At 71.1% G+C, this 22404-nt stretch carries 18 protein-coding genes; 11 read left to right on the forward strand and 7 right to left on the reverse strand.

The genetic code is table 11. From position 1 onward, the window contains the following. Positions 1–193: 193 nt before the first annotated feature. From ACZ59A_RS26195 to ACZ59A_RS26205, 3 genes are read left to right on the forward strand one after another with little or no spacing between them, the layout of a single operon-like run. On the forward strand, positions 194–2236 hold the full coding sequence (locus ACZ59A_RS26195) for a flavin monoamine oxidase family protein (RefSeq protein WP_470962836.1): 2043 nt from the start codon (positions 194–196) through the stop codon (positions 2234–2236). Further along, the gene (locus ACZ59A_RS26200; RefSeq protein ID WP_470962840.1) at positions 2233–4092 is read left to right on the forward strand and encodes a thiamine pyrophosphate-binding protein; all 1860 of its coding nucleotides are present in this window, start codon (positions 2233–2235) and stop codon (positions 4090–4092) included. Before ACZ59A_RS26195 ends, ACZ59A_RS26200 begins: the two co-directional genes overlap by 4 nt. Positions 4093–4096: 4 nt before the next feature. Continuing rightward, on the forward strand, positions 4097–4603 hold the full coding sequence (locus ACZ59A_RS26205) for an inclusion body family protein (protein WP_470962843.1): 507 nt from the start codon (positions 4097–4099) through the stop codon (positions 4601–4603). Between the two features lie 45 nt (positions 4604–4648). On the opposite strand, the gene ACZ59A_RS26210 is transcribed toward ACZ59A_RS26205, so the two are convergent. From ACZ59A_RS26210 to ACZ59A_RS26230, 5 genes are all read right to left on the reverse strand, one after another. Further along, positions 4649–4960, reverse strand: coding sequence for a hypothetical protein (locus ACZ59A_RS26210; RefSeq protein WP_470962846.1), 312 nt, complete (start codon positions 4958–4960; stop codon positions 4649–4651). 272 nt (positions 4961–5232) lie between these two features. Continuing rightward, positions 5233–6744 (reverse strand): aminobutyraldehyde dehydrogenase, encoded by a 1512-nt coding sequence (locus ACZ59A_RS26215; protein ID WP_470962849.1) that lies wholly within the window; start codon positions 6742–6744, stop codon positions 5233–5235. Between the two features lie 73 nt (positions 6745–6817). Further along, positions 6818–7711, reverse strand: coding sequence for a dihydrodipicolinate synthase family protein (locus ACZ59A_RS26220; protein WP_470962852.1), 894 nt, complete (start codon positions 7709–7711; stop codon positions 6818–6820). A gap of 50 nt (positions 7712–7761) precedes the next feature. Next, entirely contained in the window at positions 7762–9153 is a 1392-nt protein-coding gene (locus ACZ59A_RS26225; protein WP_470962855.1) for an NAD(P)/FAD-dependent oxidoreductase, read from the reverse strand. Positions 9154–9189: 36 nt separating this feature from the next. After that, positions 9190–10539 carry an MFS transporter gene (locus ACZ59A_RS26230; RefSeq protein WP_470962858.1) on the reverse strand — a complete coding sequence of 450 codons (1350 nt, stop codon included), beginning with the start codon at positions 10537–10539 and terminating at the stop codon, positions 9190–9192. A gap of 236 nt (positions 10540–10775) precedes the next feature. On the opposite strand from ACZ59A_RS26230, the gene ACZ59A_RS26235 reads away from it, so the two are divergent. Beyond that, positions 10776–12605 (forward strand): helix-turn-helix domain-containing protein, encoded by a 1830-nt coding sequence (locus ACZ59A_RS26235; RefSeq protein ID WP_470962861.1) that lies wholly within the window; start codon positions 10776–10778, stop codon positions 12603–12605. A gap of 72 nt (positions 12606–12677) precedes the next feature. Here ACZ59A_RS26235 and ACZ59A_RS26240 read toward each other — a convergent pair whose 3' ends face one another. Continuing rightward, positions 12678–13343 carry a GntR family transcriptional regulator gene (locus ACZ59A_RS26240; RefSeq protein WP_470962864.1) on the reverse strand — a complete coding sequence of 222 codons (666 nt, stop codon included), beginning with the start codon at positions 13341–13343 and terminating at the stop codon, positions 12678–12680. A gap of 94 nt (positions 13344–13437) precedes the next feature. On the opposite strand from ACZ59A_RS26240, the gene glyA reads away from it, so the two are divergent. The 6 genes from glyA to ACZ59A_RS26270 all read left to right on the forward strand — a co-directional run bounded on the left by glyA (position 13438) and on the right by ACZ59A_RS26270 (position 21023). Then, a complete protein-coding gene (gene glyA / locus ACZ59A_RS26245; protein ID WP_470962867.1) occupies positions 13438–14751 on the forward strand; it encodes a serine hydroxymethyltransferase in 1314 nt (437 codons plus the stop codon). 14 nt (positions 14752–14765) lie between these two features. Further along, on the forward strand, positions 14766–15986 hold the full coding sequence (locus tag ACZ59A_RS26250) for a sarcosine oxidase subunit beta family protein (protein WP_470962870.1): 1221 nt from the start codon (positions 14766–14768) through the stop codon (positions 15984–15986). A gap of 10 nt (positions 15987–15996) precedes the next feature. Then, the gene (locus ACZ59A_RS26255; RefSeq protein ID WP_470962873.1) at positions 15997–16293 is read left to right on the forward strand and encodes a sarcosine oxidase subunit delta; all 297 of its coding nucleotides are present in this window, start codon (positions 15997–15999) and stop codon (positions 16291–16293) included. After that, positions 16290–19184 carry a sarcosine oxidase subunit alpha family protein gene (locus tag ACZ59A_RS26260; RefSeq protein WP_470962876.1) on the forward strand — a complete coding sequence of 965 codons (2895 nt, stop codon included), beginning with the start codon at positions 16290–16292 and terminating at the stop codon, positions 19182–19184. Before ACZ59A_RS26255 ends, ACZ59A_RS26260 begins: the two co-directional genes overlap by 4 nt. Next, complete coding sequence (locus ACZ59A_RS26265) at positions 19177–19806, forward strand: sarcosine oxidase subunit gamma (protein WP_470962879.1); 630 nt, start codon at positions 19177–19179, stop codon at positions 19804–19806. The genes ACZ59A_RS26260 and ACZ59A_RS26265 overlap by 8 nt, the downstream gene beginning before the upstream one ends. Positions 19807–19910: 104 nt before the next feature. Further along, positions 19911–21023 (forward strand): winged helix DNA-binding domain-containing protein, encoded by a 1113-nt coding sequence (locus tag ACZ59A_RS26270; protein ID WP_470962882.1) that lies wholly within the window; start codon positions 19911–19913, stop codon positions 21021–21023. An 18-nt stretch (positions 21024–21041) separates the two neighbouring features. Here ACZ59A_RS26270 and ACZ59A_RS26275 read toward each other — a convergent pair whose 3' ends face one another. Continuing rightward, a complete protein-coding gene (locus ACZ59A_RS26275) occupies positions 21042–21494 on the reverse strand; it encodes a nuclear transport factor 2 family protein (RefSeq protein ID WP_470962885.1) in 453 nt (150 codons plus the stop codon). A 168-nt stretch (positions 21495–21662) separates the two neighbouring features. On the opposite strand from ACZ59A_RS26275, the gene ACZ59A_RS26280 reads away from it, so the two are divergent. Continuing rightward, entirely contained in the window at positions 21663–22355 is a 693-nt protein-coding gene (locus tag ACZ59A_RS26280; RefSeq protein ID WP_470962888.1) for an HAD family hydrolase, read from the forward strand. Positions 22356–22404: the final 49 nt, after the last annotated feature.

Genomic DNA, 22404 nt, shown 5'->3' on the forward strand with positions numbered 1-22404 from the left:
GTACTCATCTGCGGCGCCCTCGCTGTCACTCCCCTTTCTCTTCCGTCCCGGGGGTGGGTTTTAGTCTCCTATCGAGAAGTGTCGGCAAGTTGAAATCCCGTCATGTGGCTGTTCGATCCTTTTAGGACTTTGCCAACGGATTACCTTCCTGGATAAGCGAGTAATCGTTTCTTCATATCTAGGATCGCGGGCTATGACCGACACTCCTGGCGGTAACTCCGCCACCCGTGCGCGTTGGCAGACGTGTCTCAAGCTCGCTCGCGAGCTCCTCCTCATCGGTCCGGACGACAAAGACCTCAAGCTCGGCTATCTGCAGACTCTGATCGACACGGGCGACCTCGGCCCCACCACGCACCCGCGCAAGAAGATCCTCATCATCGGCGCGGGTATCACCGGCCTCGTCGCGGGCCGTCTGCTCAAGGATGCCGGTCACGACGTCACCATCCTGGAGGCCAACGCCAGCCGTGTCGGCGGACGCATCAAGACCTTCCGCGCCACCAAGCACCATCAGCCCTTCGACGACTCCGCCCAGTACGCCGAGGCCGGGGCCATGCGGCTGCCCGACTTCCACCCGCTCGTCCTCGCCCTCGTCGACAAGCTCGGGCTCGGCCGCCGTCAGTTCTACAACGTGGACATCGACCCCTCCACCGGAAGCGCCCCCGGCGTCGCCGTCCCTCCGGTGACGTACACGTCCTTCACCGGCCCCACCTGGACCTACGGCGCGGACAGCCCCGGCTTCCGTGAACCCGACAAGCGCGGCAACTCCTGGATCCGCGCCAACCGCGTCCAGGTGCGGCGTGCCGACTACAGCACCGCGCCCGAGCGGATCAACGAGGGCTTCCATCTCACCGACGACGAGGTCCGCGCCCCCGTCGTGAAGATGGTCGACGACGCGCTGGAGTACGTACGCGACTACTACTCCGACATCGTGGACGGGCGGCGCGTCAACAAGCCGTTCGACCAGTGGGTCGAGGGCTGGGCCCGAGTGATCCGCGACTTCGACGGCTACTCCATGGGCGGCTTCCTGCGCGAGTGCGGCGGACTCAGCGACGAGGCGATCGAGGCCGTCGGAACCCTGGAGAACATGTCCTCGCGGCTGCACCTCTCCTTCTTCCACAGCTTCCTGAGCCGCAGCGACATCAACCCGGCCGTCCGTTACTGGGAGGTGCCCGGCGGCAGTTGGCGCCTGCCGCACGCCCTCCACCAGGGCCTGCGCGACGAGGTGAAGCTCGGCCACCGCATGATCCGCCTCGAATACCACGACCCCAGCCGCGATGCCGCCCCCGAGAGCACCGGCGCCGTCGGCCCGAACGGGTGGGGCGTGGCCGTGACGACCGTCGCCGAGAACGACCCGCAGGCCCCGCCGCGCGAGTGGACCGCGGACCTGGCGATCGTCACCATCCCGTTCTCCGCCCTGCGCTTCGCGGAGATCGTTCCCTCGATGTCGTACAAGAAGCGCCGCGCCATCATCGAGACCCACTACGACCAGGCCACCAAGGTGCTGCTGGAGTTCAGCCACCGGTGGTGGGAGTTCACCGAGGACGACTGGCGCAACGAGCTGGAGAGCATCGGCCCCGGCCTCTACGAGCACTACCAGCTCAGCGGCGAGCAGGACACCGGGACCACCCCGCTTCTCGCGTCCGGCGAGGCGGGCTCCGATCTGCTCGGTGCCGCGGTCAAGGACAGCAGCGTCACCGAGGACATGCGCAAGCTCAACAGCACCATGCCGCTGCGCGGACCCGCCGTCCGCCCCGCCTCCCACTGCTTCGGAGGGGGTTCCGCCACCGACAACCCCAACCGCTTCATGTACTACCCCTCGCACCGGGTCGAGGGCAGCACCGGCGGCGTGGTGCTCGCCTCGTACTCCTGGTCCGACGACGCCGCCCGCTGGGACTCCATGCGGAACGACGAGCGCTACGTCTACGCCCTGCGCAACCTCCAGGCCCTGCACGGCCGCCGCGTCGAGGTGTTCTTCACCGGCCGGGGCGCCACCAAGAGCTGGGCCCGCGACCCGTACGCGTTCGGCGAGGCCGCCATCTACACCGCGCACCAGATGACCAGCTTCCACCTGGACGTCTCCCGCCCCGAAGGGCCCGTCCACTTCGCCGGAGAGCACACCTCGCTCAAGCACGCCTGGATCGAGGGCGCTTTGGAGAGCGCCCTCCGCGCCGCCACCGCCGTCCATCAGGCCCCGCAGGTCACCACCCCGGGCCCGGACCAGGGGGGCCGTTCATGACCGCGGTCTTCTCCGAGTGCACCGTCGCCCGCTATCTGGCCCGTCGCCTGGCCGAGCTGGGCATCACCCACCTGTTCGGCGTCCCCGGCAACCACCTGGGCCCGTTCCTCACCACCCTGCGGGCCGAGGGCGACGTCGAGTGGGTCGGAACTCCCACCGAGGGCGGCGCGGGCCAGGCCGCCGACGCCTACGCCCGTATCCATGGCATCGGCGTGGCCGCGGTCACGTACAGCGTCGGCGCGTTCAACCTGCTCAACGCCTGCGGCGGCGCCTACGTCGAGCACGTCCCGCTCATCGCCATCAACGCCTGCCCGCCCTACGAGCAGTGGCAGAACTTCCGCGCCGTCGGCATGCTCACCTCCCACATGAGCCCTCGCCGGGAGAGCAACCTGGACGTCTACCGGCAGGTCACCGTGGAAGCGCAGGTCATCTCCAACCCGGGCCTCGCCCCCGGCCAGATCGACGCCGCGCTCACCGCCTGCCTCTCCGAGCGCAGGCCCGTCTACCTGGAGGTCATGGAGGATCTGTGGGACGAGCCCTGCGCCGTCCCCGAGCAGCCCCTGGTCCGCCGTGAGCGGCCGTTCAGCACCCGCAACCAGACCATGCTGGACAACGCGGTGGATGCCATCCTCACCCTGATCGAGGAGCACCCCGGCCCGGACGGCAGGCCGCGCCCGATCATCTGGGCGGGCGAGGAGATCGACCGGTTCCGCCTCGGTGAGCAGCTCACCGACCTGACGGAGGGCACCGGAGTGCCCTTCTGCACCACCGTCGGTGCCAAGGCCGTCGTCGACGAGGAACTACCTGAGTTCCACGGCGTCTACAACGGCGGGGCCAGCCACCCGGATGTGCACTGGATCTTCAAGGACTGGGCCACCTGCCGGATCGGCCTCGGCGCCTGGTCCACGTCGAAGAACCTCGGCGGGGACCAGTGCGTCGGCACCGACTGGGTGATGGCCGCGCAGGGCGGCGTCAGCGTCGGCACCCGGTACTTCCCCGACGTCCAGCTCGAGCGGCTGCTGCCTGCCCTGCAGGACGCGCTGGTGAAGCGCTTCGGTTCCGGAGGGCTGGCCGCCGACTACTACGCCGAGGCCCACGCCCACCTCGGCGCGTCCGCCGACCGCCCCACCAGCCTCCGGAGCCACCGCGCCACGCTCCGCGCCAGCGGCTCGCGCTCCGGGCACGCCGAACGGCTCACCTACGACGGCGTGTTCGACCGGATCAACCACTTCCTGGGCCACGAGACGCAGACGGACTGGACGGTCGTCTCCGACGCCGCGTTCTCCCTCATCGGCTCGATGAACCTGAGCCTGCCCGCGGGCGGGTTCCTGTCCCAGATCAGCTGGCTGTCCATCGGCTGGTCCGTCGGCGCGGCCACCGGCGCCGCGCTCGCCCCCGAGCGCGACGACGCCCGCCCCATGGTGTTCGTCGGCGACGGTGCCTTCCAGGAGACCTGCCAGGAGATCTCCACGCACACCCGGCTCGGGCTCCGGTCGGTGGTGTTCGTCATGGACAACGGGCACTTCTACGGCATCGAGCAGATGCTGGTGAACCCGTCCTACTACGCCGACCGGGACTCCCGCGCCACGGACGCCACGGACGCCGCCGAGGAAGCCGACTTCTACAACGTCCTCCACCCGTGGCACTACGACCGCCTCGCGGAGGTCTTCTCCAGCAAGAAGACCCCGGCGAACGGGATCAGCATCGCGCACGCCTCCGAGCTGGACGAGCTGCTGGCCCGCCTCGCCGATCCCTCCGACCCGCTCAACGCCGGACCACTGCTCGTCCGCGTCCGCCTGCACCGGCACGACTATCCGCGGGCGATGGCCTACAAGGTGCAAGAGAAAAGGGGTTAGGAATATGTCCGAGATCATCAACGTCATGATCGCGTTCGACGCGTTCTCGATCGCCCACCGCTACACCAGCGCGTCGAGGAATCCCGACTCGCCGACCCAGGTCGACCACAGCCTGATCTACATGACGACGCGCCAGGACCGCATCGTCGGCACGTCGGGAGCCGAACTGAACTTCCGGGCCAACCCCCGGGACATCATCAGGTGGCGCGAGACGACCCTGTCCCTCAACAGCGAATACAGCGTCCTGCTGTACCGGTACGTGAGCGGCGACCCGCTGATCAGCACGCCGCGGATCGTGGTGGGCGACGGCACCTACCCGATGCCGAAGGAGGGCTCCGACGGCAGGCCGGACTTCGTCACGCAGGACTACGAGGACCACTACTGGGAGGCGGACGTCCGCAAGATCGGCCGGGTCACCTACCGCTTCTACTTCCAGGTCCTGGACGGCGACCTGAAACCGGTCGGGTACTTCCAGTGGGACCCGTTCATCACCATCGACAAGCGCTCCTGACAGCGGCGCGGCGGGGCCGGACCCTCGGCCCGGCCCCGCCGTTCGTCAGCGGATCCAGACGGCTCGTCCCAGAATGGCGATTTCGCCTCCCTCGGCCTGGCCGTCGGGCGGGATCACATCGATGACCGGCCCGGTGCAGTCGGTGTTGAGGTAGGCGAGAGCGATTTCGTTGGTGGCGTTGTACACATGGAACCTGTTGTCCTCCAGCGGCACGACGATGCAGCCGCTGGGGTTGACGGAGCGCCAGGTGCTGTTGAAGAGGTCGCCGTGAGCGGCGGAGGCCGTGGGTGCCATGCCGAGGACGAGAGCTCCTGCGGCGGCCAGAATCCCTGCCGTGGTGGTGATGCGGCGCATCATGCCCGACTCCTTCCCGGAGTACTCCGGTCGGTGCGACAGCTCCAGACCGACTGACCACCTCTCTGGATACCGGCACCCACCGGAATTTCGGTGGAGTCCTACATGAGCGCGTTACGCGGCCCGCAGCCGAGGATCGAGCCGGTTCTCGGCTATCTGGCCCGCCACGCCGCCGGAACCCACACAGGTCGACGGGCTCGCGGTGGCGGGTCGGCAGACCGGCGGCGAACTGAACGTACAAGCCCTCCCCACCGGCCGCCGGTGGGCGGCCGGGGTCAGCGGCCGTGGTGGTGCATCACGTGCTTGGTGCGCGAGTAGTCCTGCAGCGCGTAGATCGACAGGTCCCGGCCGTAGCCGGAGCCCTTGAAACCGCCCCAGGGGACTTCGGCGGCCAGTACGAGGTGTGAGTTCACCCAGACCGTTCCGCTGTCGAGGCGGGCGGCGACGTCGTGACTGCGGCGGGCGTTCTCGGTCCACACCGAGGCCGACAGGCCGAGGGGGACGTCGTTGGCCCGCCGTACGGCCTCGTCCTCGTCGGCGAAGGTCTCGACCGTGACCACCGGGCCGAAGATCTCCTGGCGTGCGGCCTCCGCACCCTCGGGGAGGTCGACCAGGACGGTCGGGGCGACGAAGTAGCCGGGGCCGTCGAGGGCTTCGCCTCCCGTCGCCGCTCGCGCGCCTTCGTTCCTCGCGCGCTCGATGTACCCGGTGACGCGGTCGAAGTGTGCCTTCGAGACCATGGGGCCGACCTCGACATCCTCGCCCGAGCGCGGGTCGCCCACGACCAACGTCCGTACCTCGCCGACGAGTTGGTCGACGAACTCCTCGGCCACCGACTCGTGGACGAGTATGCGGCAGGCGGCCCCGCACTCCTGGCCCGAGTTCCAGAACCCGGCGGTGCGCAGGGAGGACGCGGCGGCCGCGAGATCGGCGTCCGGGAAGACCAGAACCGGGGCCTTGCCGCCGAGTTCGAGGTGGACGCGCTTGAGGGTGTCGGCGGCGGCCCGGGCGACGGCGCGGCCGCTGGGGACCGAACCGGTCAGGGCGATCATGTCCACGTCCGGGTGCTCGGCGAGCCGGGCCCCGGCCACCGCGCCGTAGCCGGTGACCACGTTCACCACTCCGGGCGGCAGGAGATCGGCGGTGAGTTCGGCGAACTTCAGCGTGGTCAGCGGGGTCTGCTCGGAGGGCTTGAGGACCAGGGTGTTGCCCGCGGCGAGGATGGGCGCGAGCTTCCAGGCCGCCATGAGCAGGGGATAGTTCCACGGCGTGATCACGCCGATGACGCCGAGCGGTTCCCGCAGGATGACGGACAGGTGGTCCTCGACGTAGTCACCGGCGGCCATCGAAGTGGCCGAGCGCATCGCACCGGCCATGAAGCGGAAGGTGTCGACGGTCATGTCGACGTCGTCCCGGGACACCGCGAGCGGCTTGCCGGTGTTCGCCGACTCCAGCCTGACCAGGAGGTCGGCGTTCTCGGCCAGTCGGTCGGCTATCGCGTGCAGCACGTCCGAGCGGTCCTTGGGGACCAGCCGCGCCCACTGGTCCTTGGCCCGTGCCGCGGCGGCGACCGCCCGGTCGATGTCCTCGGCGGTTCCCTCGGGAATGCGGGCGATGACGTTCTCCGTGCTCGGGTCGACCACGTCCACAAGGTGATCGGGCGAGCCGTCGACGAAGGAACCGTCCACGAAGTGGCGGGCCGGAGGAAGGTCGGCCGCGGAGATCAGCGGAGACGCGTCCGCTGCGCGTCGAACGGTGGCCGACGTGGGACCGGCGGCAGTGGTCATGATCAGTGGCTCCCTGGGTGGTGGGGGAAACGTCCGGGATGCGGTGGCGGGCGAAGGCCCGCGCCGCGGTGCGTCACGCCGACCGTTGCGAAAGCTCCTGGAGCAGGGTGGAGATCCTGGCGGTCGTGGCGGCGTCGAGGCCGAGCACCGGCTCGCGGGGGCTTCCGACGGGGAACCCGGACGCCTCCAGCGCGGCCTTGACCGCCGGAATGAACGGCGCGGACATCATCGTGTCCATCAGCGGGTAGATCCGCGCCCACTCGGCTCGCGCGCGCCCCAGTTCGCCGTCGCGCAACGCACGGTGGATGGAGACGAGTTCGGCCGGTATGACGTTCGCGGTCCCGGCCATGACACCGGCGGCGCCCTCGGCGATCGCGGTCAGCAGCAGGCTGTCCCAGCCGATGAAGGTGGAGATGACGTCGCCGTACCGGTGGATCAGCTGCCCGGCCTGCGCCATGTCGGCGCTGGTGTCCTTGATGTACTGGATGTTCTCGACCTCACGGGCGAGCTGCCCGACGATTTCCGGCGAGAGCGGGACACCGGTGGCCGCGGGCAGGTTGTAGAGCATGATCGGGATGTCCACGGAGCCGGCCACGGTGCGCAGATAGCGCAGCGTCTCGTCCAGCGTGAGCGGCTCGTAGTACGGGGCGACCACCATCAGGACGGAGGCCCCGGCGGATTGCGCGTGGCGGGACAGCGAGACCGCTTCCTTCGTGCTCAGCGCACCGGTCTGCGCGATCACCGGCACACGTCCGGCCACCTGGTCGACGACGGTCTCGACCACCTGGCGCCGTTCCGCGCCGTCCATCGCCGCGAACTCACCGGTGGATCCACAGGCGACGACGCCGTCGACTCCGCCGTCGACGCTGCGGTCGACCAGGCGGCGCAGGGTTTTCTCGTCGATCTGCCCGTCCGACGCGAACGGTGAGGCGAGGGCGGTCAGGACACCGCTCAGCTGTGACGACATGCTTGAGTCTCCTCGGATGTAGCGGGGTGCGGGGGAGAGGGGTGGCGGGCTCATGTGATGGCGTGCAGGGGCGCCGCGGCGTGCGGGGTGGCCTGCCGGTCGGTGGCCAGCAGGCTCTGGGCCTCCTGCGCGGCGGACAGGCCGGTCTGGATCGCGGTCTCGGTGTAGAGGGTGCCGAGGTAGTCACCGGCCAGGAGGACCCGGCCGCTGCGGCGGGTCAGCGTCGGCTGGAGCTTCCCGCGGCCGGGGAAGCAGTACGGCGCGCCGGTGGGCCAGCGCTGCACCTCGGCTTCGACGACCTTGTCGGGGAAGCCCGGCAGGATCTGGCCGAGGTCGTCCAGGTAGATCCGGCGGATCTCCTCGTCGTCGCATTCGAGGAGCCTGCGCGCCAGGCTGCCCGGCGAGAACGTCATGACGCTGCTGCCGGGCTGACGCTCCGATTCCAGACCGCGGGTGATGTTCGACAGGTTCAGCATGACGTTGAAGGACCGCTTCGGCGTGGCGATGGCGTAGGCGTCGTCCCAGACCTGACGTTCGGTCTCGTCGGTGAGGAACGCGGCGCTCACGTACGGGCCGTAGACGACCTTCGACAGGGCCTCCCGTACGTCACGGTCGAGATCCACCGCGACCCGGTGGCTGACGGTCGCGGGCGTGGCCAGGACCACGCAGCGCGCCTCGACCTCCCGTTCGGTCCCGTCCTGCCGGTAACGGACGACGACCGAGCCCTTCTTGTGGACGATCTCGTCCACGGTCGCGTTGAGCCGCACCCGGTCCGACAGGGCCGCGGAGATGCCCTCGGTGAGGGTGGACGGGCCGCCGAGGATGCTGTGCGAGAGGCCACCGCCGATGTTCCACACCAGGCTGAAGTAGCCGACACCGGCACCGGCGGAGATCTGGTCGATGTCGGCGGAGGAGCGGGTCACCGTGGGCTTGAACAGCGCTTCGGCGTCTTCGGGGAGGTCGCCGACGAAATCGGAGAAGCTGCGGTCGTTCATGAAGTCGTAGACCCGCTGCTGCCGGGCGGCCTCGTCCTCGCCGGGCCGCACCCGGACGATCCTCGCGTACGCGGCGACCGCGAGCGCGACCTTGGCACCGGCCTTCACCATCCCGGCGCGGGCGGACCACGGCATGGGGATCCGGAACGGATAGCTCTCCACCCGGCCCTTGAGGAGCAGCTTGCCGTTCATGGCCAGCCCCGCCAGCGATCCCGTCACGGGGGTGGCGTCGATGCCGGTGTCGCGCAGGAGCCAGGCCGTGGAGGAGTTGCCGCCCGCGTAGACGTGTCCGCCCCAGTTGAGCCAGTACGGTCCGCGGCGCTCCGAGCGGATGCGTCCGCCGACCCGTCCCTCCGACTCCAGCAGAAGCGTGTCCCAGTGCCGCAGTCGCCAGGCCGCGGCCAGTCCCGCGATGCCGCCTCCGACGATCACTACGTCCTTCATCATGTCCTTCCCTGGCCGTTGCGGGGGAGATGACTGCGGTCAGACACCCGCCGGGCGCCCGGCGGTCTCGGTGGTCCCGGCGGTCCGGGGGTGCAGCGCGGCGGCCTCGTGCAGCGGCATGTCCCGTGTCTCGGGCGCCCACAGGACGGACACCGCGGCGCCGACGAGGCTGATCGCGGCGGCGGCGATCATGGTGCCGCCGATGCCCCAGCTGGTCAGGGCCAGGGGGACGAGATAGGTGCCGACGGCGGCGCCGATACGGCTGACGGAGGAGGCCAGCCCGACGGCGGAGCCGCGCACCTCGGTCGGGAACAGTTCGTTCGGGTAGATCCACTGCAGGATCTGCGTGCCGCCGATGATGATGGCGTACAGGGCGAACAGGGTCATGATCACGCCCGAGGGGGCGTGGGGGAAGATGCCGAGCAGCAGCAGGGCCAGACCCGACCAGACGAAACTGTGGATGACCAGGGTGCGCCGGCCCATCCGGTTCACCCCGAGCAGGGCGATCACACAGCCGAGGAGGAACATGACGGTGATCAGTGCCTCCCCGATATTGGCGAGGCCGCCTTTGAGCTGGAGCGCGTCCAGGATCTTCGGGCCGAAGGCGTAGATGGCGAACAGCGGCACGACGGAACAGGTCCAGAACACACAGATGTACAGCATGCGTCCGCCATAGCCGGAGCGCAGGATCGCCTTGACGTCGACGTCCTCGTGCTCCTCCGCCGACAGGTCGGCGATCGTCGCCTCGGGACCGTAGACCGTCTTCAGGACGGCCTCGGCCTCGTCGGTGCGGCCCTTGTTCGCCAGCCAGCGCGGGGACTCGGGCGTGCCATGGCGCAGCAGCACGATGATCGTGGCGGGCAGCGTGGCGCTCGCGAGCATCCACCGCCACCCGTCGTCACCGGCCGACAGCAGGATCTCGCCCACGACGTACGCGGTGGCGGCACCCACGAACCACATGACGACCAGGCCGCCCAGCAGCGGTCCCCGGTAGCGGCGCGGCGTGAACTCGGCCAGCAGCGAGGTGGCGATGGGGTAGTCGGCGCCGACCGCCATGCCGATCAGCAGGCGCAGGATGAACAGCCACACCGGGTCGGCGGCCCAGAACTGGGCGATGGAGCAGACGATGATGGCGATCAGGTCGATGGTGTAAAGCAGCTGCCGTCCGAACTTGTCGGTCAGCCAGCCGCCCACGAAGGCACCGAGGAAGATGCCGATGAGCGCGGAGGCGCCGATGAGGCCCTGGGCGGAGTCGGAAAGGTCCAGCTGCGGCGTGATCTGCACCATGGCGACGCCGATGATGCTCAGGACGTAGCCGTCGAGGAACGGGCCCCCGGAGGAGTACAGCGCGAGTTTCTTGTGGAAGCCCGTCAGGGGGGCGTCATCCACTCTGTTTCCTGCGTTTGCGGTCATCACAGCCTCCGGGAGCGGTTTTCGGACGTGCCCGTGGAAGGGCCGTCCGGTGTCTCCAGGTCGGGGTTGACGTCTTTGCCTCGTCGGCGCCGGACACCCGGCCGCCGGATGGCATCGAAGTATGTGAAGGCCAGCGGCGGCCAACAATGCCCCTGGCGTCCGACCCGGCACCGGGGTACCTCCGAATCAGAAGTTCGGCTACGGTTGCCGCCATGGTCGGCCGCCCCCGAAACGCCGTGATCCTCACCGAGAACGAACGGGCCGCACTGCGCTCGTGGACCCGCAGCCGCAGCTGCTCGCAGGCCCGGGCACTGCGCGCGCGGATCGTGCTGGCCTGCGAGGACGAGCCGACCAGCACCGACGTGGCCAGGCGCCTCGGCATCTCCCGCGACATGGTCGGCAAGTGGCGCGCCCGCTTCCTCGCCGAACGGCTGGCGGGTCTGGACGAGCAGCCCCGTGCCGGGCGGCCACCCGTGGCGGACGACGACACCGTGGCCCACGTCCTCGTCCGCACCCTCACCCCGCCACCGCCCGGCGCCGGACGGGCCTGGTCGACGCGTTCCCTGGCCGCCGAAACCGGCCTGAGCCAGAGCACCGTGAGCCGGATCTGGCGGGCCTACCGCGTCCAGCCGGGGGCGGAGGCCACGGCCGGGCCGCGCCGGGCGTGGTCCCTGCCAAACCGCGCCGAGGAGGTGGTCGGGCTGTTCATCGCGCCACCGGTGTGCGTGCTCGCCGTGACGGCCCGGACGGGCCGCGGCGGGGCCGTACGCGCTTCCGCGGGCCGGTTGTTCGGCCGGGAGCGGGAGGCGCCCCACGTCCTGGCCGTGGCCTCCGCCTTCGCGGCGCTCCGGGGCGGGCGGCACACGCGGGACACGCCCTGGACGGACCACCCCGCCCTGCGCACGTTCCTGGAGCAGGCGGGGGCGGCGGCCGATGCCGGGGGAGCGGTGCACGTCCTGGCACACGGCGTCCCGGCGGAAGGCCATGCCGTGTGCCAGGACGTGGCCCCGCGGCTGCGCTGGCACCACGTACCCGGTCCGGCGGAGTGGACCGACGAGGCCCGGCGCCTCCTCGCCGCCGAGGCCCGGCCCGCCGATGAGACCGCCCCCGATCCGCACCGCCTCCGTGACGCGCTGCTGACCTGGTCCACCACCTGGATCCCGGCCGCGGCTCCCTTCACCCGGGTCGCCGCCCCGCGCCCGGTGTACGAAAGCCCGGCCATCTGCGGCCCTGACAACGACTCGAACGCCCAGGACGTGTGCGCGTCCGGCCACGCCGACGCCCCCACGGCGACCCGGATCACATCCCTTGAAGATCCGCCCGGCGCCCCGCACACGACCGACCCCGTCGTGGGACAGCTGCGCGAAGCCCTGCTCGCCGGTTCCCACCGGCCCGGCGACCGCGTCCGGGAGGCACCGCTCGCGGCCCGCCTCGGTCTCTCGCGCCGGGTCGTCCGCGCGGGGCTGCGGGCGCTGGCCGAGGAGGGCATGCTCGAACTGCTTCCGGGCGGCGCGACCGCCGTCCCGGCCATCAGGGCGAAGGACGTCCTGGATCTCTACGCCCTGCGCGCCAGCCTGGGCGCGCTGCTCATCCGGCGCGTCGCCATGCTCGGCCCCGACCACCTCGCCCCTGCGTCAGCGGCCCTGGCGGAGGTCCGCGAGGCCGCCCGGGACGGCGACCATGTCCGGGTCCGTGAAGTCGACTTGAGGTTTCAGGACGCCCTCGCCCGCACGGCGGACCTCCCGCAGGCGGCGCACACCTTCGAACGCCTCACGGCCCGGCTGCGCATGTTCGTCACGGTGCTGGACATGGACTACAGCCAGGCGTGCGACGCCATCACCGACGAAGACACCGGCGTCTACGAGGCGTTGCGCGGCGCCGACGGGAACGAGGCGGCCCGCCTGTGGCGGGTCAAGATCGAACGCTGTGTCCGCTTCATGATCGCCCAGCTTCCCGAGGACGACGCCGCCCCGCATCTGTGGACCACTCTGGCGGGCAGGCCCCGTCTGCGCCGCGACGATCCGCGGGATGCCGCGCACTGACGCGGACAGCGCGTCGACCGCGGCGCTGGAACACGTCAGATGGCGGCAACAGGCCAGATGGCGGCAAACACGTCAGATGGCGGCGCGAATGGCCCGTTCGAAGCCGTCGACGTGATCGCGGGCGAGCTGTGCCGCCTTCTCGGAGTCACCGGCGACGACCGCCTCGATCAGCGGTCCGTGCTCTTCGACGTGGCCCGCCATGTCCGACAGCCGGTCGATGAACAGACACCAGATGCGGGTGGCCAGGTTGTCGTGGCGGACGAGGGTGTCTTCCAGATACGGGTTGTGGGTGGCGGCGTAGATGGTGCGGTGGACCTGAAGGTCCAGGCGCATCAGCTCGTCGGCGTCCGGCCTGCGGGAATCCACGCTCCCCAGCTCCCGTAGGGCGGCGGTCAGGTCCGCGCGGTCCGCGGCCGTGGCGCGCCGCGCGGCCTGGGCGGCGGCCAGGGGCTCCAGCTCCTGGCGCACCTCGGAGATATGGGCCAGGTCGGTGATGTTCACGTCGGTGGCGAAGGTGCCGCGCCGGGGGTAGGTCGTGATCAGGCGCTCGTACTGGAGTCGCTTCAGCGCTTCGCGCACCGGCGTCCGCCCGACGCCGAGGGACTGCGCCAGCTGATCCTCGTTGATCGGCGCGCCAGGGCGGATCTCGAGCATGACGAGCCGGTCGCGGATGGCGCGGTAGGCGCGTTCGGCGAGGGACAGCTCCTCGCCCCTCGGCTCGGTCGCCACGTGCTGCATGAAGCCCCCTTGACCTGTCCGGCGAGCTCTCATACCTTATCGCAGAGGCTGATATATCAGTTGCCCATTAGTTGGCTCTCAGGATGGTGCACAGATGGCAACGAACCCGTCGATCACCACGGACACCGCCCACCTCTCCCTTCCGCTCAGCACACTCGACCCGGATGTCGCCGCCGCGGTGGACGCCGAGCTGCACCGTCAGCAGTCCACCCTCGAGATGATCGCCTCGGAGAATTTCGCTCCGGCCGCGGTCATGGAGGCCCAGGGCTCGGTCCTGACCAACAAGTACGCGGAGGGCTACCCGGGTCGCCGCTACTACGGCGGCTGCGAGCACGTCGACGTCATCGAGCAGCTGGCCATCGCCCGGGTGAAGGAACTCTTCGGCGCGGAGGCGGCCAACGTGCAGCCGCACTCGGGCGCCCAGGCCAACGCGGCCGCGATGGTCGCGCTGCTGGAGCCCGGCGACACGATCCTCGGTCTCGACCTGGCGCACGGCGGTCATCTGACCCACGGCATGCGCATCAACTTCTCCGGCAAGCTGTACAACGTCGTGCCTTACCACGTGCGCGAGTCCGACATGCGCGTCGACATGGACGAGGTCGAGCGGCTCGCTCTCGCGCACCGGCCCAAGATGATCGTCGCCGGGTGGTCGGCCTACCCCCGTCGGCTGGACTTCGCCGCGTTCCGGCGCATCGCGGACGAGGTGGGCGCGTATCTCATGGTGGACATGGCGCACTTCGCCGGGCTGGTGGCCGCGGGCCTCCACCCGAGCCCCGTGCCGTACGCCGACGTCGTGACGACCACCACCCACAAGACCCTCGGCGGCCCGCGCGGCGGTGTGATCCTCAGCCGCGCCGACCTGGCCAGGAAAATCAACTCCGCGGTCTTCCCCGGCCAGCAGGGCGGCCCGCTGGAACACGTCATCGCGGCGAAGGCGGTGGCCTTCAAGGTGGCGGCGAGCGAGGAGTTCACCGACCGTCAGCAGCGCACCCTGGCCGGTGCGCGCATCCTCGCCGGACGGCTGCTGGCCGACGATGTGGCCGAGGCCGGGATCACGGTGCTGACCGGCGGCACCGAAGTCCATCTGATCCTCGTCGACCTGCGCGCCTCCGCGCTCGACGGGCAGCAGGCCGAGGACCGGCTGCACCGCATCGGCATCACCGTCAACCGCAACGCGGTGCCGTTCGACCCGCGCCCGCCGATGGTCTCCTCGGGGCTGCGGATAGGCACCCCGGCCCTGGCCGCCCGCGGCTTCGGCGAGACGGAGTTCCGGGAGGTCGCCGACATCATCGCCCAGGCCCTCAAGGACGAGCAGTTCGGCGACGAGCACGCGGGCCTGCTGCGGGACCGCGTCGAAAAGCTCGCGGGTGCGTTCCCGCTCTACGCCCACCTGAACATCCCCACCTGAAACGGAGACGCGGCATGACCACCCAGCCGCTGCCGGAGCACCCGGACTTCCTCTGGCGCAACCCGGAACCGCGCTCCTCCTACGACGTCATCATCGTCGGCGCGGGAGGCCACGGCCTGGCCACCGCCTACTACCTCGCCAAGAACCACGGCATCACCAATGTGGCCGTCCTGGAGAAGGGCTGGCTCGCCGGCGGCAACATGGCGCGCAACACCACGATCATCCGCTCGAACTACCTGTGGGACGAGAGCGCGGCGATCTACGAACACGCGCTGAATTTGTGGGAGCAGCTCCCGGAGGAGCTGGACTACGACTTCCTGTTCAGCCAGCGCGGCGTCCTCAACCTCGCGCACACCCTCCAGGACGTCCGCGACAGCGTGCGCCGGGTCAACGCCAACCGCCTCAACGGTGTCGACGCCCAGTGGCTCGAACCGGACGAGGTCGCCGAGGTCTGCCCCATCCTCAACGTCTCGCCCCGCACCCGGTATCCGGTCCTCGGCGCCACCTTCCAGCCGCGGGCCGGTATCGCCAAGCACGACCACGTCGCCTGGGCGCTGGCCCGGCGGGCGGACGAGCTGGGCGTGGACCTGATCCAGGGGTGCGAGGTCACCGGCTTCCTCAAGGACGGCGACCGGGTCGTGGGCGTCGAGACCAACCGCGGGCGCATCCTCGCCGGCCGGGTCGGCCTCGCGGCCGCGGGGCACAGCACCGTGCTGGCCGAGATGGCCGGCTTCCGGCTGCCGGTGCAGTCCCATCCGCTGCAGGCGCTGGTGTCCGAGCTGCACGAGCCGGTGCACCCCACCGTGGTGATGTCGAACCATGTGCACGTCTACGTGTCCCAGGCGCACAAGGGCGAGCTGGTGATGGGCGCGGGCGTCGACGCGTACAACGGCTACGGACAGCGCGGCTCCTTCCACGTCATCGAGCAGCAGATGGCCGCCGCCGTCGAGCTGTTCCCCGTCTTCGCCCGGGCCCATGTGCTGCGGACCTGGGGCGGCATCGTGGACGTCACCCCGGACGCCTCCCCGATCGTCGGCACCACGCCGATCGAGAACCTCTACGTCAACTGCGGCTGGGGAACCGGCGGTTTCAAGGGCATGCCGGCCGCCGGTCTGACCTTCGCGCACACCATCGCCACCGGCGAGCCACACCCGCTGAACGCCCCCTTCGCCCTCGAACGCTTCGCGACGGGCGCCCTGATCGACGAACACGGCGCCGCGGCCGTGGCCCACTGAGGAGAACACCGTGCTGCTGATCACCTGCCCATGGTGCGGTCCTCGCGACGAGACCGAATACCACTACGGGGGCCAGGCCCATGTCCCCTACCCCGGAAAGCCCGCGGACCTCACCGACGAGGAGTGGGCCGCGTACGTCTTCTACCGCGACAACCCCAAGGGGCCCTTCGCCGAGCGGTGGATGCACAGCACCGGATGCCGCCGCTGGTTCAACGTCCTGCGCGACACCGTGAGTTACCAGGTGCTGGCCGCCTACCGGCTCGACGAGCCCCGCCCCGAACTGCCCCAGGCCGGAGGGAACCGATGACCGACCAGCCATTCCGGCTCCCGGACGGGGGCCGCGTCGACCGCGGCACCGTGCTGCGGTTCACCGTCGACGGCCGGGAGATGACCGGACACCCCGGGGACACCCTCGCCTCGGCGATGCTGGCGAACGGGCAGGTGGAGGTCGCTCCGTCGCTCTACCGCGGCCGCCCGCGCGGCATCGTCGCCGCGGGCCCCGAGGAGCCCAACGCCCTGGTGCAGATCGACGGCCGGTGCTCGGAGGGCATGCTGCCCGCGACCACGACAGAGCTGTACGACGGCCTGTCCGCCACCACGCTGTCCGGGATGGGACGGCTCGACCCGGCCCCCGACCCCGCCGTCTACGACAAGAAGTACGTCCACACCGATGTCCTCGTCGTCGGCGCCGGACCGGCCGGGCTCGCCGCCGCCACCGCTGCCGCGGGCTCCGGCGCCCGGGTCATCCTCGTCGACGAGCAGCCCGAGCCGGGCGGCTCGCTGCTCGCCGGGCGCACCGAGACGGTCGGCGGGCAGACCGCCCTCGCCTGGGCCGACGAGGTCCGCGCGGCCCTCGACGCCGCCCCCGAGGTCGTCGTCCTGCGGCGCACCACGGTGTTCGGCAGCTACGACGACAACTACGTACTGGCCGTGCAGCGCCGCACCGACCACCTCGGCGCCGACGCTCCCGAGCCGTCCGAAGGCGTCTCGCGCCAGCGGGTGTGGCACATACGGGCCCGCCAGGTGGTCCTGGCGACCGGCGCGCACGAGCGTCCGCTGGTCTTCGCGGGCAACGACCGCCCCGGGGTGATGCTCGCCGGGGCCGTGCGCGGGTATCTCAACCGGTACGCCGTGGCCCCGGGCTCGCGGGCCGTGGTGAGCACCACCAACGACAGCGCGTACGACACGGTCGCCGACCTGCACGCCGCCGGAATCGGCATCGCCGCCGTCGTGGACGCGCGCCCCGAGCTGTCCCACCGGGCCGCCGAGGTGGCCGTGGCGACCGGGGTGCGGGTGCTGACGGGCAGCGCGGTGGCCGCCACCGCGGGCGAGAGCCACCTCACCGGTGTCACGGTCCGGGCCCTCGACGGCCACGGGCAACTCACCGGCGCCCCCGAGTCGTTCGACTGCGACCTGCTGACCGTCGCGGGCGGCTGGAGCCCGGTGGTGCATCTGCACAGCCAGCGTCAGGGCAAGCTGCGCTGGGACGAGGACCTGATCGCCTTCGTCCCCGAGGGCACCGTACGGGACCAGCGGGTCGTCGGCGCGGCCCGCGGGACGTTCGGCCTCGACGGCTGTCTCGCCGAAGGGGCGCGGGCCGGTGCGCTGGCCGCGTCGGACGCCGGGTTCCCGGTGGCCGTACCGCCGCCCGACGACGCCCGGGCAGACGCCGGCCCGGTGCGGGCGCTGTGGCTCGTCCCCGCGTCCGAGGGCGAACCCGGCAGCTGGGACACCCACTTCGTCGACCTGCAGCGTGACGTCACGGTTGCCGACGTCTGGCGGTCGGTCGGCTCGGGCATGCGGGGTGTCGAGCACATCAAGCGCTACACCTCGCTCGGCACGGCGAACGACCAGGGCAAGACGTCCGGCGTCAACGCGATCGGTGTGATCGCCGAGGCCCTCGGCGCGGGGGCGTCACCTGGCGAGATCGGCACCACCGCCTACCGGGCGCCGTACACCCCGGTGGGCTTCGCCGCCCTGGCCGGGCGGGAGCGCGGCGAGCTGTTCGATCCGGAGCGGACCACCGCCGTCCACGGCTGGCACGTCGCGCACGGGGCGGTGTTCGAGGACGTCGGGCAGTGGAAGCGCCCCCGGTACTTCCCCCGGTCCGGCGAGGACATGGACACGGCCGTGGCCCGCGAGTGCCGCGCGGCCCGTGAGGGGGTGGCGTTCATGGACGCCACCACCCTCGGCAAGATCGAAATCCGGGGCACGGACGCGGGTGAGTTCCTGAACCGCATCTACACCAACGGCTTCAAGAAGCTGAAGCCCGGCATGGCCCGCTACGGCGTGATGTGCAAGCCCGACGGGATGATCTTCGATGACGGCGTGACGCTGCGGCTGGAGGAGAACCGCTACTTCATGACCACCACGACCGGTGGCGCCGCCGGGGTCCTGGACTGGCTGGAGGAGTGGCTGCAGACCGAGTGGCCCGAACTCGATGTCCACTGCACCTCGGTGACCGAGCAGTGGACGACCATCGCCGTCGTCGGCCCCCAGTCCCGCGACGTCGTCGCCCACCTCGCACCGGACGTCGACCTGTCCGCCGAGGCGTTCCCCTTCATGGCCTTCCGCGAGACCACCCTGGCCTCCGGTGTCCCGGCCCGTATCTGCCGGATCTCCTTCTCCGGCGAACTCGCCTACGAGATCAACGTCTCCGCGTGGTACGGCCTGGCGGTCTGGGAGGAGGTGTACGCGATCGGCCGGCCGTACGGCATCACCCCGTACGGCACCGAGACCATGCACGTCCTGCGCGCCGAGAAGGGCTACATCATCGTCGGCCAGGACACCGACGGCACGGTGACCCCGCAGGACGCGGGCATGTCCTGGGTGGTCTCCAAGCAGAAGGACTTCGTCGGAAAACGCTCCTACTCCCGTCCCGACACCTCCCGCTCCGACCGCAAGCAACTGGTCGGCCTGCTGCCGAGCGACGGCAGGACCCGGCTGCCCGAGGGCGCCCAGCTCGTCGCGCCGGACGTGCCCATCACCCCCGAGGCCGGGCCGGTGCCGATGCTCGGCCACGTCACCTCCAGCTACCACAGCCCGGCCCTCGGCCGCCCCTTCGCCCTCGCCCTCGTCGCCGACGGGCGGGCCAGGGTCGGGCAGACCCTGCTCGCCCCGGTGGGCGAGGACCTGGTGCCCGTCCTGGTGGCCGACACCGTCCTGTACGACCCCGAAGGGACCAAGCGCGATGGCTGAGCCGACGATCGACGCGGGCGCGGGCCCGGTGGCCCTGCGCACCAGCCCCCTGGCCCATCTGGAGGAGCCGATGCGCGCCGCCGCCGTCAGCGGCGGGCGGGGTGTCCGGCTTGCCGAGTGGCCGTTCATCGCCATGGTGAACCTGCGCGTCGACCCCGCGTCCGAAGCGGCCGACCGCATCGAGAAGACCCTGGGCGCGCCGCTGCCGCGGCAGTGCGGCCAGACCACCGCGTCCGGCCCGTGCACGCTCCTGTGGCTCGGCCCCGACGAGTGGCTCGTGCTGTCCCCGGCCGACGGACCCGCCGTGGCCGCCGAGTTGCGGGAGGCGCTTGCGGACGACCCGGGATCGGTGGTGGACGTCTCGGCGAACCGCACCACCCTGGAGCTGAGCGGCCCGGCCGCCCGGCAGGTGCTGGAGAAGGGCTGCCCCCTGGACCTGCACCCCCGGGCGTTCGGCCCCGGCCGGGCGGCGTCGACCACGGTGGGACCCGTCGCGGTGCTGCTCTGGCAGGTCGACGAGGCCCCGACGTACCGGCTGCTCCCGCGGTCCTCGTTCGCCGACTATCTGGCGCGCTGGCTCATCGACGCGATGAGCGAGTACCGCGGCCCGGCGCTGCTGTAGCGACGCGCGCGGGGATGCGGTCACACCCTGACCGCATCCCCTGCGATCGTGGTCCCCGCACCCGACAGCGACAGCGACCGGGACCGAAGGGGACACCTGAGCCGATGACCGTTCTCGACAACCGGGCGCTGGGCCGTGCGACGCTCGCCCGGCAGCTGCTGCTCGATCGCGCCGACGTACCGGTCCTCGACGCCGTCGCACACCTCGGCGGGCTGCAGGCGCAGGAGCCACAGGAACCGTTCACCGGCCTCTGGTCGCGGCTGCGCGCGTTCGACCCGGCGACCCTGGACGACCTGCTGACCGGGCGGTACGTGGTACGAACCCACCTCATGCGCCGCACCGTCCACCTCCTCACCGCCGACGACACCCTGGCCTGGCGGGCCCGCCATGACCCTATGCTGCGCCAGCGGGTGATGGGCACCTACCGCCGTGAGCTGGACGGGGTGGACCTCGCCGAACTCGCCGCGGCGGCCCGCGCGGTGCTGGCCGACGGCGAGCCCCGCTCGATGGCCGAGGTCGCGCGGGCGCTCGCCGACCGCTGGCCCGCGCCGAGCCCGAGGGCGCTGGGCGAGATGGCGATAGCCGCCCTCGTCCCGGTCGTGCAGCTGCCACCGCGCGGGCTGTGGCGTATGAGGGCGGGGGTGCGCAACGTCCCGCTCTCCCGCTGGCTGGGCCGCGAGATCGATCCGCCCGCACCCGAGGGGACCGACCCGGTCGGCGAGGCGCTGGTGCGCCGTTACCTGGCCGCGTTCGGCCCCGCGGCCTCGGCCGACCTGCGCGCCTGGTGCGGCCTCGCCGGACTGCCAGCCGCGGTGGCCGCCGTCCGCGAAGAGCTGGTCACCTTCCGCGACACGCGCGGCCGCGAACTGCTCGACCTGCCCGACGCGCCGCGCCCCGCCCCCGACACACCCGCCCCGGTGCGGTTCCTGCCCGCGTTCGACAACGCGATCCTCGGCTACCACGACCGCGGCCGGATCATCGACGACGCCCACCGCGGCCTGTCCGTCGCGGGAGCCCGCGTCGTGCTGGTGGACGGCCGGGTCGCCGCGACGTGGACGGCCGACGCGGGCACCGTGACCGTCACCCCGCTGCGCGGCTTCTCCCGTGCCGAGCACACGGCCGTCACCGAGGAAGGCCAGGGCCTGGCGTCGTTCCTGTCCGATGACGCCAGCGACAACGACGGCGCCCGCGTACGGATCGCCGCGTCATCCCGCTGACCGGCCTGTCCGCGAGCCTCATCCCCGGGCGCAGGCTTCGGCGATCGACAGGCTGTTCTCGTAGAGGTGGTGCCGCGTGATCCGGCCGTCCTCGACGGTGAGACGCAGGGCGAACGGGCCCGCGAAGGACTTTCCCGTCGCGCGGACGGTTCCCGACAGGTGTCCCATCAGGACGGCGTCGGTGCCGTCGACGAGGAAGGTGTCGACGGAGGCGCGCGCGTCCTCGGGCACGGTGTGCTCCATCAGCTCCGTGACCTGGGCGGCGCATGCGGCGGCGGTGGACCGCGGGCGGATCCACGGCACCGTGGGGTTCTCGGCGAGCAGCCAGTCGACCTCGTCGGCGAAGAGCTGACGGAGCCGCCCGGTGTCCCCGGCCACCCGGGCGGCAAGGAATTCCCGCACCACGGTTCGGGTGGCCTCGGCGACGGAAGTGGCTGAACGTGCCGCGAGATGTGCGGAGTTGACGGGCATGGCGCTCTCCTCGAAGTGGTGGCCGGATCCCGGCGTGACGTCGCGTCGATGGCTCTGATCCTGCCGGGGGAGGGGAGGGGCGTCGATTACCTCAGGCGTCATGAGCGGCGCTCGAGGACGGCGCGGTGCCGGTTCCGGCGGCAGCCTCGACGGCCTACGATCACGGACATGGTCAACGGCGTGATGTTCGACTTCTCCGGAACGCTGATGCGCATCGAGTCGGTTGAGGAGTGGCTCGGCGCGGTACTGGCGGAGGCCGCGGACCCGGTGGACGGCGAGGAGTTCTCCGACTGGGTGCGGCGGCTGACGGAATGCGGAGCGCTGCCGGGCGGACCGTCGCCCCAGCACATTCCCCCGCGCCTCGAAAGGGTGTGGCGCGAACGGGACCTGAGTGCCGACCAGCACCGGGCGGCCTTCTGTGCGTTGATCGAAGAGGCCGGGCTGCCGAGGGCGGAGCTGACCCGGGCGCTGTACGACCGCCACAAGACGCCCGCCGCCTGGCGGCCGTACCCCGACACCGAGGCAACGCTGCGGAAGCTGCGCCGACGGGGTATTCCGGTGGCCGTGGTCAGCAACATCGGCTGGGATCTGCGGCCGGTCTTCCGAGCGCATCGGCTCGACGGGCTGGTGGACGCCTATGTGCTCTCCTACGAGCTGGGCACGCAGAAGCCCGACCCCGCCATCTTCCGGGCCGCCTGTGACGCGCTCGGCCTGGCACCCCCCGGCGTGCTGATGGTCGGCGACAGCCGCACCGCGGACGGCGGCGCGGAGGCGCTGGGGTGTCCGGTGCACTTCGTCGACCACTTGCCGGTCGATCAGCGTCCGGCAGGGCTCGCGCCCATCCTGGATCGGCTCGGCTGAGGGCAAGAACCGCCCGGCGCTGCCGAGTTCACCGTCGGATCCCACTTGC

This window comes from Streptomyces sp. NPDC040405 (assembly GCF_055595765.1).

Coding starts and splice junctions, on each gene's coding strand:
- ACZ59A_RS26225 (WP_470962855.1), bottom strand. CDS start 9,153: ATGATGAAGGACGTAGTGATCGTCGGAGGCGGCATCGCGGGACTGGCC.
- ACZ59A_RS26220 (WP_470962852.1), bottom strand. CDS start 7,711: ATGTCGTCACAGCTGAGCGGTGTCCTGACCGCCCTCGCCTCACCGTTC.
- ACZ59A_RS26240 (WP_470962864.1), bottom strand. CDS start 13,343: ATGCAGCACGTGGCGACCGAGCCGAGGGGCGAGGAGCTGTCCCTCGCC.
- ACZ59A_RS26270 (WP_470962882.1), top strand. CDS start 19,911: ATGACCGTTCTCGACAACCGGGCGCTGGGCCGTGCGACGCTCGCCCGG.
- ACZ59A_RS26280 (WP_470962888.1), top strand. CDS start 21,663: ATGGTCAACGGCGTGATGTTCGACTTCTCCGGAACGCTGATGCGCATC.
- ACZ59A_RS26210 (WP_470962846.1), bottom strand. CDS start 4,960: ATGATGCGCCGCATCACCACCACGGCAGGGATTCTGGCCGCCGCAGGA.
- ACZ59A_RS26275 (WP_470962885.1), bottom strand. CDS start 21,494: ATGCCCGTCAACTCCGCACATCTCGCGGCACGTTCAGCCACTTCCGTC.
- glyA (WP_470962867.1), top strand. CDS start 13,438: ATGGCAACGAACCCGTCGATCACCACGGACACCGCCCACCTCTCCCTT.
- ACZ59A_RS26205 (WP_470962843.1), top strand. CDS start 4,097: ATGTCCGAGATCATCAACGTCATGATCGCGTTCGACGCGTTCTCGATC.
- ACZ59A_RS26235 (WP_470962861.1), top strand. CDS start 10,776: ATGGTCGGCCGCCCCCGAAACGCCGTGATCCTCACCGAGAACGAACGG.
- ACZ59A_RS26200 (WP_470962840.1), top strand. CDS start 2,233: ATGACCGCGGTCTTCTCCGAGTGCACCGTCGCCCGCTATCTGGCCCGT.
- ACZ59A_RS26265 (WP_470962879.1), top strand. CDS start 19,177: ATGGCTGAGCCGACGATCGACGCGGGCGCGGGCCCGGTGGCCCTGCGC.
- ACZ59A_RS26250 (WP_470962870.1), top strand. CDS start 14,766: ATGACCACCCAGCCGCTGCCGGAGCACCCGGACTTCCTCTGGCGCAAC.
- ACZ59A_RS26195 (WP_470962836.1), top strand. CDS start 194: ATGACCGACACTCCTGGCGGTAACTCCGCCACCCGTGCGCGTTGGCAG.
- ACZ59A_RS26215 (WP_470962849.1), bottom strand. CDS start 6,744: ATGACCACTGCCGCCGGTCCCACGTCGGCCACCGTTCGACGCGCAGCG.
- ACZ59A_RS26260 (WP_470962876.1), top strand. CDS start 16,290: ATGACCGACCAGCCATTCCGGCTCCCGGACGGGGGCCGCGTCGACCGC.